The sequence below is a fragment of the Halodesulfovibrio aestuarii DSM 17919 = ATCC 29578 genome, assembly GCF_000384815.1.
Taxonomy (GTDB): Bacteria; Desulfobacterota; Desulfovibrionia; order Desulfovibrionales; family Desulfovibrionaceae; genus Halodesulfovibrio; species Halodesulfovibrio aestuarii.
In genome coordinates this window covers 376801-394090 of the sequence record NZ_ARQF01000020.1, presented here as the reverse complement: position 1 = coordinate 394090, position 17290 = coordinate 376801, and the positions used below count along the sequence as shown (strand labels likewise).

At 45.6% G+C, this 17290-nt stretch carries 13 protein-coding genes; 5 read left to right on the top strand and 8 right to left on the bottom strand.

The features are described from left to right. Positions 1-336 precede the first annotated feature (336 nt). A complete protein-coding gene (locus F461_RS0107790) occupies positions 337-2832 on the top strand; it encodes a glycogen/starch/alpha-glucan phosphorylase (protein WP_020000594.1) in 2496 nt (831 codons plus the stop codon). Between the two features lie 36 nt (positions 2833-2868). On the opposite strand, the gene F461_RS0107785 is transcribed toward F461_RS0107790, so the two are convergent. The 5 genes from F461_RS0107785 to F461_RS0107765 form a co-directional block, all read right to left on the bottom strand. Beyond that, a complete protein-coding gene (locus F461_RS0107785) occupies positions 2869-3231 on the bottom strand; it encodes a MarR family winged helix-turn-helix transcriptional regulator (protein WP_082208205.1) in 363 nt (120 codons plus the stop codon). 213 nt (positions 3232-3444) lie between these two features. Then, positions 3445-4638: a tyrosine--tRNA ligase gene (gene tyrS / locus F461_RS0107780; protein WP_026364687.1), complete on the bottom strand. Its 1194-nt coding sequence runs from the start codon at positions 4636-4638 to the stop codon at positions 3445-3447. A gap of 99 nt (positions 4639-4737) precedes the next feature. Then, on the bottom strand, positions 4738-5511 hold the full coding sequence (locus F461_RS0107775; protein WP_020000591.1) for a TIGR00282 family metallophosphoesterase: 774 nt from the start codon (positions 5509-5511) through the stop codon (positions 4738-4740). Between the two features lie 15 nt (positions 5512-5526). Then, entirely contained in the window at positions 5527-6765 is a 1239-nt protein-coding gene (locus F461_RS0107770; protein WP_020000590.1) for a molybdopterin molybdotransferase MoeA, read from the bottom strand. A gap of 339 nt (positions 6766-7104) precedes the next feature. Then, complete coding sequence (locus F461_RS0107765) at positions 7105-7722, bottom strand: LysE/ArgO family amino acid transporter (RefSeq protein ID WP_020000589.1); 618 nt, start codon at positions 7720-7722, stop codon at positions 7105-7107. 237 nt (positions 7723-7959) lie between these two features. Here F461_RS0107765 and F461_RS0107760 point away from each other — a divergent pair, with 237 nt between their 5' ends. The 3 genes from F461_RS0107760 (at position 7960) to F461_RS0107750 (ending at position 11042) form a co-directional block, all read left to right on the top strand. Continuing rightward, complete coding sequence (locus tag F461_RS0107760; protein ID WP_020000588.1) at positions 7960-8847, top strand: LysR family transcriptional regulator ArgP; 888 nt, start codon at positions 7960-7962, stop codon at positions 8845-8847. A gap of 288 nt (positions 8848-9135) precedes the next feature. After that, positions 9136-10452, top strand: a complete 1317-nt coding sequence (locus F461_RS0107755; protein ID WP_020000587.1) for a tRNA nucleotidyltransferase/poly(A) polymerase family protein — start codon at positions 9136-9138, stop codon at positions 10450-10452. A 191-nt stretch (positions 10453-10643) separates the two neighbouring features. Beyond that, positions 10644-11042, top strand: coding sequence for a desulfoferrodoxin family protein (locus tag F461_RS0107750; protein ID WP_020000586.1), 399 nt, complete (start codon positions 10644-10646; stop codon positions 11040-11042). A 43-nt stretch (positions 11043-11085) separates the two neighbouring features. Here the strand turns inward: F461_RS0107750 and F461_RS0107745 are convergent, their stop codons facing one another. The 3 genes from F461_RS0107745 to F461_RS0107735 are packed head-to-tail and all read right to left on the bottom strand — an operon-like array spanning position 11086 to position 14546. Then, positions 11086-12351: a dihydroorotase gene (locus tag F461_RS0107745; RefSeq protein ID WP_020000585.1), complete on the bottom strand. Its 1266-nt coding sequence runs from the start codon at positions 12349-12351 to the stop codon at positions 11086-11088. Positions 12352-12353: 2 nt separating this feature from the next. Beyond that, positions 12354-13307 (bottom strand): aspartate carbamoyltransferase catalytic subunit, encoded by a 954-nt coding sequence (locus tag F461_RS0107740; protein WP_020000584.1) that lies wholly within the window; start codon positions 13305-13307, stop codon positions 12354-12356. Between the two features lie 45 nt (positions 13308-13352). After that, positions 13353-14546, bottom strand: a complete 1194-nt coding sequence (locus F461_RS0107735; protein ID WP_020000583.1) for an amidohydrolase family protein — start codon at positions 14544-14546, stop codon at positions 13353-13355. Positions 14547-14989: 443 nt separating this feature from the next. Here F461_RS0107735 and F461_RS0107730 point away from each other — a divergent pair, with 443 nt between their 5' ends. Then, on the top strand, positions 14990-17083 hold the full coding sequence (locus F461_RS0107730) for a methyl-accepting chemotaxis protein (RefSeq protein WP_020000582.1): 2094 nt from the start codon (positions 14990-14992) through the stop codon (positions 17081-17083). Positions 17084-17290 lie beyond the last annotated feature (207 nt).

The window sequence follows — 17290 nt, the reverse complement described above, 5'->3', positions numbered from 1 at the left end:
TATCGCGACTTTTTTTCAGAGTGAGACAAGTGAAGCTTCTGTGAGCCCTGTTTTGAGAGTGTATGGCGAGATGCAACACAGAGGCTGCATATTTTTTTGAGCCATGTTGGGGCAATGTGCTTTTGAGGCTCGTGGCAATATCTCATTCTGATGGTCATCGTAGTATAAGAAACATAGGCCACCCGCAAATGAAAAATTTGAAAATTGAAAGTGCACAGGCCCAGTGACCTTATCATGTTTGCATTGTAGGCATCCCCGTATCATACAACGTTAGCACCATTGTGCTGCGAAATAATGATATTTTATGTTTTGTTATATAGAGAGCACGGGGGGCCCATGCCGAAAGAAGTTAAAGATTATCTCAGATTGCTGGATAAACCACTGGATGAATCAGAAGCTCCGGAAGCGCGCAACTCCGCACTCGGAGAAGATGCTCTGTGGCATGTTTTGTATTCACTAGGGCAGGATAATACGCACCTCACCGAACGAAAATGTTATTGGGGACTTGTGTTGGCTGTGCGTGATCGTATGCTGGAAAAATGGTCGGAAGTACAGAGACGATATTATAAAAACGATGATAAGCGGTTGTACTATCTTTCGCTTGAGTTTTTGCCCGGTAAATTTTTGCGTGGGAATTTATTGGCATTAGGGTTGGAAAACGAAGCGCATGAATTTTTACGGGAGCGTGGCTTTTCGTTAGATGAAATTATTGCGAAAGAATGCGAGCCGGGGTTGGGCAATGGCGGTTTGGGTCGTCTGGCCTCGTGTTATATGGATTCGATGGCAACGTATGGGTTGCCCGCTTATGGGTATGGCATTCGCTATTCGTATGGCTTGTTCAGGCAGGAAATTCGCAATGGGCAGCAAGTGGAACAGCCGGACAACTGGTTACATGAAGGCACTCATTGGCTTATTCCCCGTCCTTACAAGTTGTATCCTGTTCGCTTTTACGGGACAGTTTATGAGTGGTTGGATGATAATGGCATATTGCGTCATGACTGGCGTGGCGGTGATCTTGTTATGGCCATGGCGAATGATGTGCTTGTTCCGGGCTACCGCAACGGGCACGTGAACAGCGTCCGGTTATGGGAAGCTCGTCCGCATAAAGAATTTGTGCTGAGTTCGTTTAATGCTGGCGACTATATAGGCTCTGTTCAGGAAAAAATATCGGATGAGAATATTTCCATGGTGCTGTATCCCAGCGATGATGCTCCAGAAGGAAAAACTCTTCGCTTAAAGCAGCAGTATTTTTTTGTAGCTGCAACTATGCACGATATGGTGCGCCGTTTTAAAAAGCTCAACAAGCCTTGGGATCAGTTACCGGAAAAAAATGTCGTACAGCTTAATGAGACGCATCCTTCCATTGCTATTCCGGAGCTGATGCGCATTTTGCTGGATGAAGAACTCCTATCGTGGGAAGAGGCTTGGTATATTTGTCAGAAACTTTTTGCGTATACTAACCACACCGTTTTACCGGAAGCGCTGGAGACTTGGACTGTAGAGCTGATGGAGAAGCTGCTTCCGCGGCATATGCAGATTATTTATGAAATTAATCGCCGTTTTCTTGAAGATGTGCGATTGCATTTTCGTGATGAACCGGACTTACCATCTCGAGTGTCTCTCATTACCGCCGGGCCGGAACCAAGAGTGCGGATGAGTCATTTAGCCATTGTCGGAAGCTTTAGCGTTAACGGCGTATCTGCGTTACACACACAAATTTTGCGGGATCGTGTATTTCATGATTTCATTAGAATTTTTCCAGACAGGTTCAATAATAAAACCAACGGGGTTACACCGCGCAGATGGTTGCGTCAGTGTAACGTGCCGTTGTCGTGGTTGTTGAGTGAACATTTAGGATGTGGCTGGGTAACAGACCTCAATCAGCTGGAGAAGCTTCGCGAACTGGTAGATGTTGAGGAATTTCGGCATGACTGGGAGCAGTGCCGTTTAACAAATAAAAAACGTCTTGCAGATTACATTGAAAAAATGAATGGCATTACGGTTAACCCGCATAGCATATTCGATGTGCAAGTGAAGCGTTTCCATGAATACAAGCGTCAGCTATTGAATATTCTGCACATAATTTCGCTTTACAATAATATCCGGAAGAAACCTGAAGTGAAAATGCAGCCCTGTACATTTATCTTCGGCGGAAAGGCGGCACCAAGTTACCGGATGGCAAAGGATATAATATATCTCATTAATTGCGTAGCACGGCGGGTTAATTCTGATCCGCATACCCGTAACTTTTTGAAAGTCATTTTTCTTGCGAACTATAATGTATCGTTGGCGCAGCTTCTTGTTCCGGCAACAGATGTTTCTGAGCAAATTTCTACAGCAGGGTATGAGGCGTCCGGTACTGGTAATATGAAGTTTGCACTTAATGGAGCGTTGACCCTTGGAACGAGAGATGGTTCGAATATAGAGATTGCTGAGCGTGTTGGAGATGGGAACATCTATCTCTTTGGGTTGTGCGAGCAGGAAGTTATAGATCTCCGGAGACGAGGATACGATCCCTGGGATATCTATAAAAATGACAGTGAACTGCGTGAAGTCTTGGATATGATTAATTCCGATCAGTTTACACCTGGTGATCCGACTGCCTTCAGTTCAATTTTCAATTCGTTGTTGAGTGGTGGTGACCCCTTTATGATTCTGGCAGATTACCGTGCGTATGTGGAAGCACATAAGCGTATTGCCCATGAATATGTTGATCGTGAGTTATGGATAAAAAAATCTATTATGAACACTGCAGGTATGGGGTTCTTTTCCAGTGACCGAGCCATAAAGGAATATAGTGAGGGTATCTGGGATATAGCGCCGGATGTTTAAGTCAAAGTAAGGCACCCGCATTGCGGGTGCCTTTTTTCATACGGAAAGTTTTTTTATCAGCCCGGTTAGGGTTTCAATCTGGTTAGAAGTCAGGGGAGCCATTAATGACTCAGCACACGATTCTACGGTTATGAGCGCGTCTGCATAAATGGTTTTGCCTGCGGAAGTGAGCTTTACTAAACTGATGCGTGCATCTCGAGGATTCGAACGTTTTTCGATAAGATGTATCCGTTCCATCGGGTGCAGGACTCTTGTTACGCCGGAAGCAGTGAGGTTGACGGCGTTTGCAAGCTCTATACGGCGCATGGTGTTTTCTGCTGCGTTTTCAAGAGATTGAAGTATCATAAATTCCGTGAAGTTAATCCCATGGACACTGAGTTGGGCATTGAGCTGTTTCATACAGTGTGCATGCAGTGCAGAAATGGAAAAAATACTATGTGCTGTTTGAGATGGTTGTGACATTGTTGACCTTGCTTTTTATTTGCTAGATTGTTGACTTGTGAAGTATCTAGCAAGTAATTATCTTGATCGTTAAAAAAAGTCCATCCGTATAATTAAAAAAGCCCCGTAGCAATTGCTACGGGGCTTTGATCTAGTACTTTTTGCAAAACGCTACTTAACGAATAATCTGAGGAAGCGTTTTTTCCCAAGCTTGATGACGTATTCACCAGCAGGGAGAGCGTCTTCAGAGTTGCATTTTTCTCCATCAATGGAGAGTGCACCCTGTTTCATAAGGCGACGTGCTTCACCTCGGGATTTGGTGAGCTTTGCGTCTGTAAGGAATACAGGAGGCATGGATGCGTCACCGGATTCACAGGTGTGTTCAGGCATTTCATCTGGAAGCTGGCCTTTAGCAAATACAGAGTTGAATCCTGCACGTGCTTTTGCTGCTTCTTCTGCACCGTGGTACTGGGTTACGATATCTTCTGCGAGCTCTTCTTTAGCAGTCTTCGGATGAAGTTCTCCGGATTCTACCTTAGCTTTAAGCTCGGCAATTTCTTCAAGAGTTTTGAGAGAAATGAGTTCGTAATAGCGCCACATAAGTTCATCAGAAATTGACATGAGTTTGCCGAACATATCAGTAGGAGCTTCGTCAATGCCTACATAGTTCCCGTAGGATTTAGACATCTTACGAACACCGTCGAGACCTTCAAGAATAGGCATGGTCATGACACACTGCGGTTCCTGACCTTCCTGAGACTGGAGAGTCCTTCCCATAAGCAGGTTGAACTTCTGGTCGGTACCACCGAGTTCGATGTCAGCTTCGAGTGCTACAGAGTCATAACCCTGCACAAGCGGATATAAGAATTCATGGATAGCTATTGGAGTATTGCTTTTATAGCGCTGTTCAAAATCGTTGCGTTCAAGCATGCGCGCTACGGTATAGCGGGATGCAAGGCGGATAAAGTCAGCTGCACCGAATTTGTCGAACCATTCGGAGTTGAAACGAACTTCTGTTTTTTCAGGATCAAGGATCTTGAACACCTGTTCTTTATATGTTTCTGCGTTAGCAAGAACATCTTCACGAGTGAGCGGAGGACGGGTGTCGGAACGACCGGATGGATCTCCAATCATTCCGGTAAAGTCACCGATAAGGAAGATAACAGTGTGGCCGAGTTCCTGAAAATGACGCAACTTGTGAATTGCAACACTATGACCAAGGTGCAAATCCGGAGCTGTAGGGTCAAAACCCATTTTTACGCGCAGCGGTTTGCCTTTTTCGAGCTTCTTTTTGAGCTCGTCAGCATCAATAAGTTCAGCACAGCCACGCTGAATGATTTCGAGCTGTTTTTGAATATCCATAATTCTCTCTTTTACAAAAAAATATGTTGTAGCTTGGTGTCTCTTACAAAGAAATAGCGAATTGTCAAACCTTACGAAAATGTAAAATTTGTAGGCGTGAATTTATTCGCGAATAAGCTTAATATCTGAGCATAGCCCTGTTTCATCATTAATGTTCATGAACAGGCCGTTGATGTGTGCAGCGCCTTTAGCGACTTTGAAACGCTGAGGCAGTCCTGTTATGAATCGCTCAATAATAACTTTGGGTTCCATTCCGAGGCAGGATTCTTCGACACCGCACATACCGGCATCAGTAAGATAGCCGGTTCCCTTTTCTAAAATCATGGCATCTGCTGTCTGTACATGGGTGTGTGTGCCGATAACAGTGGAAACTCTGCCGTCTACATAGAAGGAGAGGGCTTTCTTTTCACTCGTTGCTTCAGCATGAAAGTCTATAATGCGGATACGCACATCGTCTGGAATGGATGCGAGCAGTTCGTCCACTTTTTTAAACGGGCAGTCGATGTTATCCATGAATGTTCGTCCTAGCAGGTTTATGATCGCGACTTTGCTGCCGTGCTTAGGCTCAAAAATGACCAGTCCGCTCCCCGGTGCTCCCTGCGGGTAATTCGCAGGGCGGATAAGGCGTGGTTCATTGTTAAGCAGGTTATACATTTCCTTATGCTTCCAGATATGGTTTCCGGAAGTAAGAATGTCTATGCCTGCACTAAAAAGTTCGCGCATTGTGTCTCCTGAAAGACCAATGCCGCCGGAGGCATTTTCCCCGTTAGCAATAACGAGATCTGCCCTGTGTTCTTCTCTGAGAGAAGGAAGGCGCTTACGCAGAACAAGTCTGCCCGGTTTGCCTACAATGTCACCGAAGAATAAAATTCGCATGACGCTTCCTATAATTTAAAAAAAGAGTACGTCAACAGCTGTGCCTTCGTAGATACCTTCGCTGTCTGCGCCAATGCGCGTGACTCCGTCGGCCTGAAGCATGGTTTTCAGTAAACCGGATTTACCGAGCACAGGGGTTGCGATAGTGTTTCCATCTTTTACCGTAACGCTGACTCGGACATAGTCTTCACGTCCCGGTTTTGATGCCACGTTGCGGCTGATAATAGCCTGTTTGGAAGGCCAACGGGATTGGTCAAAGGCTTTTGAATTGCCACCAAGGTAACGTAAAAACGGCATGCCGAGAACAAACATGACGACCTGTGCGGATGCAACTTGGCCCGGAAGTCCCCAGATGGCTTTGTTGCCGCATTTAGCAAGAATAAGCGGCTTGCCGGGACTGATTGCGACACCGTGGTTGATAATTTCTGCGTCTTCGATTTTATCGATGGCTCCGACTGTAAGGTCACGAACTCCGACAGAACTGCCGCCTGAAAGAAATACAACGTCGTTTTCGGAAAGGGCGTTTTCAAGGGCTGACTTTAGGGCGTCAAGCTTGTCTTCCACAAGGCCGTATGTTGTTGCGGCTGCACCTGCGCGTCGTGCGCACGCTGCAAGTGTATAGCTGTTAACGTCACGCACTTGGCCTACTACAGGCTTTTCATTGATTGGAATAAGCTCATCACCCGTTGAGATAATGCCGACACGCGGGGGGCTGTATACAGATACTTCCTGAATACCGAGAGCTGCCAGCATACCGATTTCCTGCGGACGAATGAGAGTCCCTGCTGTAAAGACGTCTTTGCCCGTAGCCGCATCTTCCCCTTTTAGCATGACATTTTCATATGGAGCAAGAGACTTGCGGATTTCTACAGTTCCTGCACCGAGAGATTCGGTATGTTCTATCATGACGACTGCGTCAGCGCCTTCCGGCAGAATACCGCCGGTTACGATTCCGGCACATTCGCCATCCTTCAAGGTGAATGACGCAGGCTGTTCAATGTCAATGTCACCGACTGATTCGAGGTATGCTGGATTTGCTTCAGATGCACCGAACACATTTGCCGCATTAATTGCGTATCCATCCATGCATGAACGGCTGGCCAGAGGTAAATTTTCTGCTGCTATAATGTTTTCCGCGAGTACGTACCCGTCTGCTGCATCAATAGAAACAGTGTGGGTGTGTAGTGGGGTGAATGCATGGAGTTTCTGGATAAACTCCTGCACGCTTAGTACATTGAAGAAATCTTTTTTCATATTGTATCCTCGAATCAATATTGAATAGCTAGCAAGCAGAGTAGCCTGTAACGGTATGTGGTGCAAGGCTGCGGTGGGAGGGCTTGCGGCTAAAGAAATACTTAATGTCGGGCGTAAAAAAACATCCGTCTGGACCTGGAGGAAAAGGAAGGTACGAAGTTCTTTTTCTCCGGGTTCAAACGGATGTGCGGTGCTTTTTAAACGCCCCTTCGGGAAAAGGGGCGTTTAATATGGGATAGGACGTGTATTAAACAAATTTTTTCTCTGGAAGCGTAAGGGAATACGCGGTGTATTGCTTAATACCGGTACGGGAAGCTACCAGCGTCCTTAGGGGACAGATTATAAAAGCGCTATTCCTTGGCTAATAAGTCCTGCGGCGATAAACCACATGATCAGACACACACTGCCATCAAGAATTCGCCATGAAGAAGGTTTGCGAAATAGTGGTGCAAGAGCCTGTCCTCCAAAAGCGAGAGCGCAGAACCAGATTGCGGAGGCGCAGACGCCACCGATCCAGAAGTAAATTTTGCCGTTACCAATAAATTGTCCGCTGAGTGATCCCATCAGAACAACTGTGTCCAGATAGGTGTGCGGGTTTAAAAAAGTAACCGCCAGTGTTGTTAACACAACATTTCGCAAAGAGCGTGTCGCATCTGATGATGTTGTCAGTACTCCCGGCTTGCAGGCAGACCTGAAAGCACAAAAACCGTACCAGAGTAAAAAAGCCGCGCCAAAAAAAGTGGCAAACACCTTTACCTCTGGTGAGGAGGCGACAATTCGTCCGATACTGAAAACGCCAAGTCCGATAAGTAGCATGTCGGACAAAATGCACATGAGAGCGATAGTGAGATGGTGGTTTTTGCGAACACTCTGAGAGAGTAAAAAGGCATTTTGAGCCCCGATCGCCATGATTAACCCACCGCAAGTACCAAATCCTTGAAAGAATGGAGCGAGCATAGTTTTTTCCCAATCCTTAACTGCATCGTAAGTATAAGATCATTGTTTTTCAGGTAAATGCAGAAGGCGTCCCTTCAGCAGACACATGGGAAGTTCAGTGAGCGCTGCAACAGCGGGGTACGCTCAACACCCCGCCATTACATCTGGAACTTGTTTGCGAACACTTATCTAAAAGAAAAAAATGTAGAAGTGAAATTCATTGTTTTGATGTTGCATAAGTTTTGCTAATATAAATGCATGATCGATTACAAACAGCTCGAAGCCTTTGCCGCAGTGGTTGAAAATGGTGGTTTTGAAAAAGCAGCAACAGTATTGCACATTACGCAGTCTGCTGTTTCACAGCGTATCCGGCTGCTTGAAGATAGAATTGGTGCAATGCTTATTGTACGTTCTACTCCGGTTCAACCCACAGCTATGGGGCAAAAACTGCTTGGTCACTATAAGCAGGTAAGTCTGATGGAGCAGGACTTGTTCGAAGATACGCTGGGTAAAACAGTTGAAGAGTATATAACAGTACCTGTCGGTATTAACGCAGATAGTCTTGCTACATGGATACCGGACACGTTGCAGGAACTTCTGACTACTACGAATATTCTTGTGGATATTCGGCTAGGAGATCAGGATAAAACGCATGACATGCTTAAAAACGGGGAAGTAGTAGGCTGTGTCAGCTCACAACCTGGCCCCATGCAGGGGTGTAAAACAGTATACCTCGGTAAGATGATCTATGTGTGTTGCGCTACACCGGACTTTGCTGAAAAATGGTTTCCGGACGGGTTCATACCCGATGCCGTTCGGAAGGCTCCTATCCTTACATATGATCGTACTGATGAAATGAATAATGAAATGCTTACCCGGTGTGGAATCCGTGCCGGTGAATTTCCGACGCACTATGTGCCGGATTCTCACATGTTCGTTGATATGTGTAAGAAGGGGTTAGGCTATGGCATGATCCCGAGTTTACAGATTGAGGAAGAGCTCAGGAGTAAGCAATTAATCCCAATTGTGGAAAAATATTCAGTAACAGTTAGGCTGTACTGGCATTGCTGGAATTTGCAGACGAGGCACATTATGATGCTTACGGATGCCTTTGAGAAAGTCGCAAAGCTACATCTTTCACGGTAAGCATTGCTTGTGCAGATTTTTTTGATGGATACCCGACCAGTTCTCAGGGGCTGAAAAAAAGAAAAGTGCTAATACATCTCTGTACAAACAAGGCATTCGTTATTACCAGTAACGGATACATATTGTCACATTAGAGTGCCAAAGCTTATTTGCGTGTCTATTGAGCATGTGTTATATTTCACAATGTAGTTGACTTGTTTAGATTATCAAAACGCTATGTTCTTACTATAGCATACTATATGAGACTCTGTGTTCCGGTTCTTCGCCGGTTCTACAATGGGAGGATGAATGACTCAGCCTTTTAAAGATGCCGTCGGCATGTGTAAGACTATTATGCGTAATGGTTTTGATGCGTATGTTGTAAACGCTCAGCTTCAGCGCGAATTGCTTGAAGATTCAACCGATATTGAATTGGATCTTGCATGCGAAGCCCCCTTCGACGAAATTCAGCGCATGTTCCCTAATGTTAGTGAAGGAAGTGAACGCGGAGTTATTGCTCTGCTGAAAGAAGCTGATGTTACGTATCGTTTTTACCCTATAGATGTAGAGGATGCGTCTCATCCTGAAGAAAGTATTGCCCGTATTACTCCTCATCTGCTTAAACGCATGGAAGAGAAGTATGGTAGCATCCCTCCACAGTACGCATGCCCATATGTTCCAGGTTCTGGAACATATGAAGGCTTCGAAGACATCGCTACTGGTGTTATTAAATTTTCAGGCATTCCAGATCAAACTTTACGACGCAATTACCTGCTTGGTATTCGCGCATTACGTTTTGCTGCAAACTATGATTTGCCAGTCGAAAAGAATACCTGGATTTCCATCGTAAAAGCTACCTCCCGTATCCTCGATTACGTACCTTCCCATAGCATTATGGAAGAATGGCGCAAAGTTGAAGCCGAAAATATGTGGCGCTTTGTTGAGCTGTTGTTCGACTCCATGATTCTTCATGGTCTTGTTCCTGAGCTTGCGGCCCTTTCCCGTTGTATTCAGATTAAAAATGAAGACACTGGTGAAGAGCAGACTGTATTCCAGCATACCATTGATACCATGCGCCACTACCCTGAAGAATTGCCGTACGACTGGTTCGGTACTTTTGCGGTTCTTTGCAGTAATGTAGGTAAATTGTATACAGCAGAATTTAGCAACGACACGTGGACGTTCAATCAGTCCTGTCGTGTTGGTGCTAAAGTTACCAGAAAAATTATGGGGCGCTTGTCATTCCTGCCGCAGGACATTGACCTTGTTTGCCATCTTGTTAAGCATCAGCAGTTCTTCCACAACCTGCTTACAGATAGAGGCATCCGTCGTTTCCGTGCTCTTGACGAATATCCGCGTCTTATTGAAATGGCTCGGGCAGATGTTAAAGGCCGCGGCATTGCCTTTACCGCCTTTAACCATAACATGAAGTGGATTGAGCGCGCAGATACTCCTGAGCAGATGATCGAGCCGTTCCTGAACGGTAACGAAATTATGGAAGCTACCAGTCTTAAACCTGGTCCTCATGTAGGCCTTCTGCGTGATGAGCTTCTTAAAGCTCAGATTGAAGGAAAAGTTAATTCAGTTGAAGAAGCTATCGATTTTGTGCGTGGCTACAAAATGTAAGCTAACACTGAGGCAATTCAGCATATAGCTGTGTTGCGCAACGTGCTATTCAGGCCGGACAACTTTGTTGTTCGGCCTTTTTTTATGCCCGCAACATATCATTTAACTTACGAACGAGTTGTCAGATTTTATATCAGGACTGTCCGCTTTATTAATTCAGGAAGCGGAAAATTAAGACAGGAAGGTATGTAATGACTACTCGGAGACAGTTTTTAGCTGGTACAGCAATGGTTGCCGGTATTTCTGTGGTTAGAGCTGTTCCAGCGTATGCCTGGCATTTTGCCATGGAGAAAGGTGTTATCTATACTGATGATCAGCCTGGTATGTGGAAAGGAAAACAGAATAGTCATGTGCCGATTGTGGACACAAAGGGGCTGGACGTTGTTGTGACGACGCCGCATCCGATGAGCGAGCAGCATTATATTGTAAGGCATACCATCGTGGCAGAAGACGGTGAAGTAGTGCATGCTAAAACGTTCAACTGGAAAGACGATCCCGTTTCTAAAGCTGTGCTAAAGAAAAAAGGTAAATACGTGGCGACAAGCTTCTGTAACTTACATGATATGTGGGTTAAGGAATTTATGTTGTGAGTATTATTGCCTCCGGCGGGTCTCCGCCGGAGGCAATTACTGGTTAAACAATACGCGTACCGCCAAGCCAGTGAGCTTTGACACGGCCCTTGAGCGTTGTGTTCAGGAACGGTGTATTTTTTCCTTTGGAATGCATGGCGTCTTCTGTCAGCTTCCATTCTTCTTTTGGGTCGAAGAGGAAGAAGTCTGCAATGTCGCCTTCTGCAAAAGTATTGAGTGGAAGCTTGAAGATAGCTGCTGGCTTTTCAGCCCACAGTTTGATGAAATCATCTTCTGAAATAGTGCCGTCTTCTACCTGTGTCCATGTGAGTGCTACAGCGCTGTCCAAACCGGAGATGCCATTCGGAGCACCTTCAATAGGGTGTTCTTTTTCATGATCGGCATGCGGTGCATGGTCGGTCACAAATATATCGATTGTGCCGTCTTTTATCGCTTCCTTCATGGCTAAGCGATCCTCTTCGCTGCGTAATGGAGGATTTACTTTTGCTGCGGTGGAGTAGTTGTTGAGAATTTTTTCAGTAAGAAGCAGGTAGTGGGGGCATGTTTCAGCCGTTACTTTTACGCCTCTGGCCTTTGCCCAGCGAATGAGGTCTACGGACTGTTTGCAACTTATGTGTGCCAAATGAACTGGCAGATTAAGAAATTCAGCAAGCAGAATATCGCGGGCAACCTGCATGGATTCAGCAACAACAGGCTGGCCTTTTACACCGATTGCTTCGCTTATTTCGCCTTCATTCATGTGGCAGTCTTTGGCAAGGGTCGGATCTTCGCAATGGTCAATGATGGTCAGTCCGAAGGTGGCAGCGTATTCCATGCAGTGACGAAACATTTCTGCGCCGCCTACTGGGACTCCATCGTTTGAAATTGCCACACAACCTGCCTCTGCAAGTTCACCCATCGGGGCAAGTTCTTCACCCTTGAGGCCGATAGTAGCTGCACCGATAGGGTAGAGATAAGGGCCGTTGGGCCATGTCTGCTGTGCGCGTTGGAGCATTGCTTCAGTAACGGATGCAGAGTCGTTAGTCGGTTTGGTGTTGGCCATTGCCATAACACCACCAAAGCCTCCGTGAGCAGCAGCTTCAAGGCCGGATTCAATGTCTTCTTTGTATTCGAAGCCCGGTTCACGCAAGTGTACGTGGCAGTCATAGAAGCTTGGGAATACGATGAGACCTGTAGCATCTATTATTTCAGCATCTTCCGGTGCTGGCACTTCACCGTGCGGTGTGACTGAGACAATAGTTGAACCGGAAACAAGAATATCTACGGCTTTTTTACGAAGCAGCCCATTGAAGATAAACAGATTTTTCATGGCTATACTCCTTTGTCCTTACGGGTTGCGTGAAGGTACAGGATTGCCATGCGAGTGGCTACGCCTGCGGAAACCTGATTAAGAACGCGACTGTTTTTGCAGTCGGCGAGGTCTGAAGCAATCTCAAGTCCTCTGTTCATAGGCCCCGGATGAAGAATCTTAGCACCCTCAACCGCCATATCCATGTGATTTGCAGTAAGACAGTACATGCGTGCGTATTCACTTAGGTCAGGTAACAGACCTGACTGTTGACGTTCCAGTTGAAGGCGCAGACACATAACAGCGTCAACACCTTCCATAGCTTTGTTTAGGTCCTGGAATATTTCTACAGGCCATGTGTGTACAGTGTGAGGCAACAATGTGCGCGGGGCGCATAATCTAACCTTAACACCCTGACGTGTGAGCAGGTTGATGTTGGAACGTGCTACACGGCTGTGTTTGATGTCGCCGAGGATAAGGATTGTTTTACCCTTGTACTCGTTATTCCATGCCCTGCGCAGGGTAAAGTTATCCAGAAGTGCTTGAGTCGGATGTGCGTGACAGCCATCACCTGCGTTGACTACTGCGCAGTCCAGACGTTCCGCGATAAACTGCGCGGCACCGTTTGCCTTGTGGCGCAAAACGATAACATCAGGGTTCATGGCTTCAAGTGTGAGTGCAGTGTCTTTAAGACTTTCGCCTTTTGTCAGACTGGAACTGCTGCTGGACAGTGAAAAAGTGTCAGCAGACAAGCGCTTGCCTGCAACGTCGAATGAGGTCTTTGTCCGCGTACTCGGCTCAGCAAAGAAGAGCACAACGCTTTTACCCTTAAGGGTCGGAACCTTTTTGACAGGGCGCTGGTTGATTTCGTGAAATTGCTCGGCTGTATCGAGAAGATGAGAGACTTCTTCGAGTGACAGCTGACTAACGTCCAAAAGGTCCTTGTGCGGCCAGATGAAGTGTTTTTCTTGTGGCATTTCATTTTCTCTGGTTTGCGGGCAAAGCCCATGATGATTGGAAGACTAAAAGTCTTCCGGCAAAATAGCGTAGTGGAACCGTTTGCCTTTCGACAATGTTCCTAATTCATTCGTAATGCCCAGTGCTTTGGCGCCTGCAATAGTAAGCATGCGTAACAATGCACCGGTAGGTATATCGAAATTATCGCGCAGGTAGCGCGCTTCATTCCAAAGGTTGAGGTCATGGTTTGAAGCAAGGCTGTCTGTACCGAGGGTCAGTTGAAGGCCTGCTTCTAGAAAATTGCGTACTGGTGCGGTGCCTACTCCGATAAGTTCATTGGAGCGTGGGCACAGGCACACAGTTGTCCCGCTTTCCTGAAGAATATTGATGTCTTCCTGTGTGCAGTGGACGCAGTGGACGGCAAGAGTAGATTCATCAAGTAACCCAAGATGCTTCGCATATGGTACTGCACGCATTTTAGGCGGAGTAAAGTCCTTGGGGAGAACTCGGCGTGAAAGTTGTTCTCTAAAGCGGCCGGTTCCCTTGGTTAGCAACTCATCTTCACCTAGATGCTCTGAAAGATGGATAGAAAAATACCGCTCATGAGAGCGGCACCATTGTTTAGCAACAACCAATGCATCAGGACTGGTTGAATAGAGAGCGTGACCGGAAAGAGTCATCCATCGTTTTTTGGCTTCGTTTGGCAATGTCGCAGCAGTGGAGGAGAATAAGTCCTCGGGACATAAGGTTCCGGTGGCAATATTGGGAAAATTATAGCCGAACACTTCAAACTGAATATGGCAGCTGAGGTTATATGCAGTAACGGCATCGTACACAGCTTTAGGTGCGCGTCCGTTAACATCTGCGATATGAGCAGTGCCAGTTTTTGCCATTTCAGACACGGCGGATTCAAGGCTTAGAGCAGTAACTGGAGTTGCCATGTGTGGCAGAGCTGAATCAATCCATGTCTCAAACCCTTCACCAAATGTTGCTTTACCTTTTAGATGGGCAAGCTCCAGATGGTTATGGCAGTTAATGAGAGCTGGTGCCAGTGTTACATCGCCCAGATCTTCCGCTTTGAGAGTGTACTTTTTTGAAAAGGCATTGAACGAAAGAACGTCCACAATAGTTGAACTGTTGTGGACGATAACGCCGTCTTCAATGACATCTGGAAAAGAGTAATATCCCGAATCTGTTCGGGAGGAAGTGTTATGGCCTTCCATAGGTAGGATGCGACGAGCGCGGATGGCATTGAGCATTGAAAAATATGTTGGTTATATGTGGTTAAGTTTTTGGCGTACCGCCACACATTTAAATCACACATGTTCCTGCCTTTGTAAAGAAGAGAATGAGGTTGAATATGATCAAAAAGTTTTTTGTACTTTGGATACAGCCAGTTGATTATAACTTTTTCTGAGAGATGAACTTTTCTCTTGTTGATGGAGTTGCGATTGATGTTTTTTAATTTTTGAGTGTCAAGACACGTCAGTAGGTATGTATTGGCTGTTGTTTTCTTTTTTAAATTAAGTTTTCACCCCGTATTGCCGAAATAGTTGAAGAGACAAGTATCATATAAAATTTTATTTAGAGTAATGTGGAGAACGCTTTGCTTGTGAAAAAAGTAAAATTAGAATGGTAAGTTGATCTTATATGCTAAAATTATCTTTTTATTGTTCATGTATGCAATTTTTATGGGGGGGATATGTTTAAAAGTATCAAAGCCAAGGTCACGGCTTTAGTGATGACAGCTTCGTTAGTGTCGGTTGCGTTGGTTCTTATTTTTTCAAATGTTATTGTGCGCGAGGACGCTATTAAATCGTATGAACTGTCGTCAAAAACAGATGCGACCCTTGTTGAGCATATCGTAACCAGTTTTTTCGCCGATGCGATTAATACAACGAAAGAATTGGCGTTACTTAAGGATCTGCAAGACGTTACAGGAACATTTACCTATAACAATACGATTCAGTCTGAAATTCATTTTGCCTTTAACGATCTGACACAATCTGAACATCGTCTGGCAGGAGCATTCTCCAATGCACAAGCCTCACATACAAGTTATGAGTTAGTATATTATGGCAGTAACACTGGTGGCTTTATTATGTCCGAGCCAACAGTGTTGCCGGCGCAATATGATCCTCGCCAGCGTCCTTGGTATAAAACAGCAGTAGCCTCTTCTTCCGGTTCGGCTATTTCTAAGGCTTATCAGAGTACTTCCGGTATGCCTGTGGCAAGCACCATGACTGTTGTGCGTAATCAACAAGGGAAAGTACTTGGTGTCATTGCTGTTGATGTTCAGCTTTCTATGCTTGTAACACTGATGAAGGATATTAAAATTGGTGAAACAGGTCGGGTACTGTTGCTTGAAAATGATGGAACTGTGCTTGCAGCCCCTGGGGATGAACATCTTATTATGAAACGCATTGGCTCTACCGGGAACAAGGCGTTAGACTCATTAGCGGCAAAACAGGATGGCATGTACGAGATTGAAGCTGAGAGCGGTACGCAGCTTGTTCGTATGCATTCTGTACCTGCAACCGGCCATAAATTACTTGTTATAAAAAATGAAAGTGAAGTCCTTGAAGCGGCCAAATATAGCCTGATGGTTACTGTTGTTTCAGGTGTGTGTGTGACATTACTTATTGGATTAATAGCATATTTGTTTGTTTTGCGTACGGTAAAGCCTCTTTACAGAGTTATTCACTTTGCAAAAGAAGTAAGCAAGGGTGAGTATTCAAATGTTCAACCTGATGCTGAATTCTCAGGTGAAATTTTGGATCTGCATCTTGCGCTGAAGGAAATGGTAGCTAGTCTTGTGAGCTCTATTCAGATGGCAGATAGTAAAACAGAAGAGGCTGAAAAACAGACAGCACGAGCAAATGAAGCTCTGCAAACGGCTGCCGAGGCTCAAGCTCAGGCTGAAGTTGCCCGTAAAGAAGGGCTGAACCACGCAGCTGGGCAGCTCGAGTCTATTGTTGAGAATATTGGTTCTGTCTCAGAGGAATTAACAGCGCTTGTTGAACAGACCAGACTTGGGACAGAACGGCAGGCTGCACGCAGCGGAGAAACTGCAACGGCTATGGTGCAGATGAATACTGCTGTAATGGAAGTTGCTCGTAATGCATCTGATGCAGCTCAGCACTCTGAAGTAATGCGTGAAAGCGTGATACATGAGGCTGACTCTGTAATGGAGGTTGTGAAAGCTATTGATGATGTGGCAAGTCGATCTGAAAAAATGATGAACAGCCTTGGCTCACTCGGCGAAAAAGCACAGGGTATTGGTCAGATTATGGACGTGATTTCGGACATTGCAGACCAGACAAACTTGCTTGCATTAAATGCAGCTATTGAAGCTGCCCGTGCAGGAGAGGCAGGACGTGGATTTGCAGTTGTTGCTGATGAAGTCCGCAAGCTTGCAGAAAAAACGATGCACGCCACATCAGAAGTTGAACAGGCTGTTTCAGCTATTCAGCAGGGAACAAGTCAGAATATTGAAGCCATGAAGCAGACAACAGATGTGGTTGTGAACTGTACCAGTCTTGCGAAGGAAGCAGGCGATTCATTGGTGAACATGACTACAATGATTGAAAGCTCCACTGACATGGTACGTGTTATCGCCACGGCATCGGAAGAGCAGTCCGCTAGCAGTGAAGAAATTAATGCAAGTGTAGAGGAAGTAACAACGTTGGCTGGCCAAATGGCCTCCTCGGCCAGTGATTCTGCGAGGACAATGGCAACGTTGGCTCGTCTGTCTGATGAATTGAATGGTGTTATTCAGACTTTGAAACAGGATTAATTGTATGTAACCTGTCAATAATACCTGAAAAAGAGGTTCTTTTCTTTTGGAAAGAGCCTCTTTTTTTGTGTTCATTCTCAGTGCCTAGTCGCTAAGTTCATACCATATGAGCTGATTATAGGATGTCTTTTCCTGCTTGTAGAAAATCATATGTGGCATGGGACAGGTTGACATTTGAAAGTCAACAAGTCTATCAGGGGGACTTTA

Coding starts and splice junctions, on each gene's coding strand:
- F461_RS0107790 (WP_020000594.1), top strand. CDS start 337: ATGCCGAAAGAAGTTAAAGATTATCTCAGATTGCTGGATAAACCACTG.
- F461_RS0107785 (WP_082208205.1), bottom strand. CDS start 3,231: ATGAAACAGCTCAATGCCCAACTCAGTGTCCATGGGATTAACTTCACG.
- F461_RS0107775 (WP_020000591.1), bottom strand. CDS start 5,511: ATGCGAATTTTATTCTTCGGTGACATTGTAGGCAAACCGGGCAGACTT.
- F461_RS0107770 (WP_020000590.1), bottom strand. CDS start 6,765: ATGAAAAAAGATTTCTTCAATGTACTAAGCGTGCAGGAGTTTATCCAG.
- F461_RS0107765 (WP_020000589.1), bottom strand. CDS start 7,722: ATGCTCGCTCCATTCTTTCAAGGATTTGGTACTTGCGGTGGGTTAATC.
- F461_RS0107760 (WP_020000588.1), top strand. CDS start 7,960: ATGATCGATTACAAACAGCTCGAAGCCTTTGCCGCAGTGGTTGAAAAT.
- F461_RS0107755 (WP_020000587.1), top strand. CDS start 9,136: ATGACTCAGCCTTTTAAAGATGCCGTCGGCATGTGTAAGACTATTATG.
- F461_RS0107750 (WP_020000586.1), top strand. CDS start 10,644: ATGACTACTCGGAGACAGTTTTTAGCTGGTACAGCAATGGTTGCCGGT.
- F461_RS0107745 (WP_020000585.1), bottom strand. CDS start 12,351: ATGAAAAATCTGTTTATCTTCAATGGGCTGCTTCGTAAAAAAGCCGTA.
- F461_RS0107740 (WP_020000584.1), bottom strand. CDS start 13,307: ATGCCACAAGAAAAACACTTCATCTGGCCGCACAAGGACCTTTTGGAC.
- F461_RS0107735 (WP_020000583.1), bottom strand. CDS start 14,546: ATGCTCAATGCCATCCGCGCTCGTCGCATCCTACCTATGGAAGGCCAT.
- F461_RS0107730 (WP_020000582.1), top strand. CDS start 14,990: ATGTTTAAAAGTATCAAAGCCAAGGTCACGGCTTTAGTGATGACAGCT.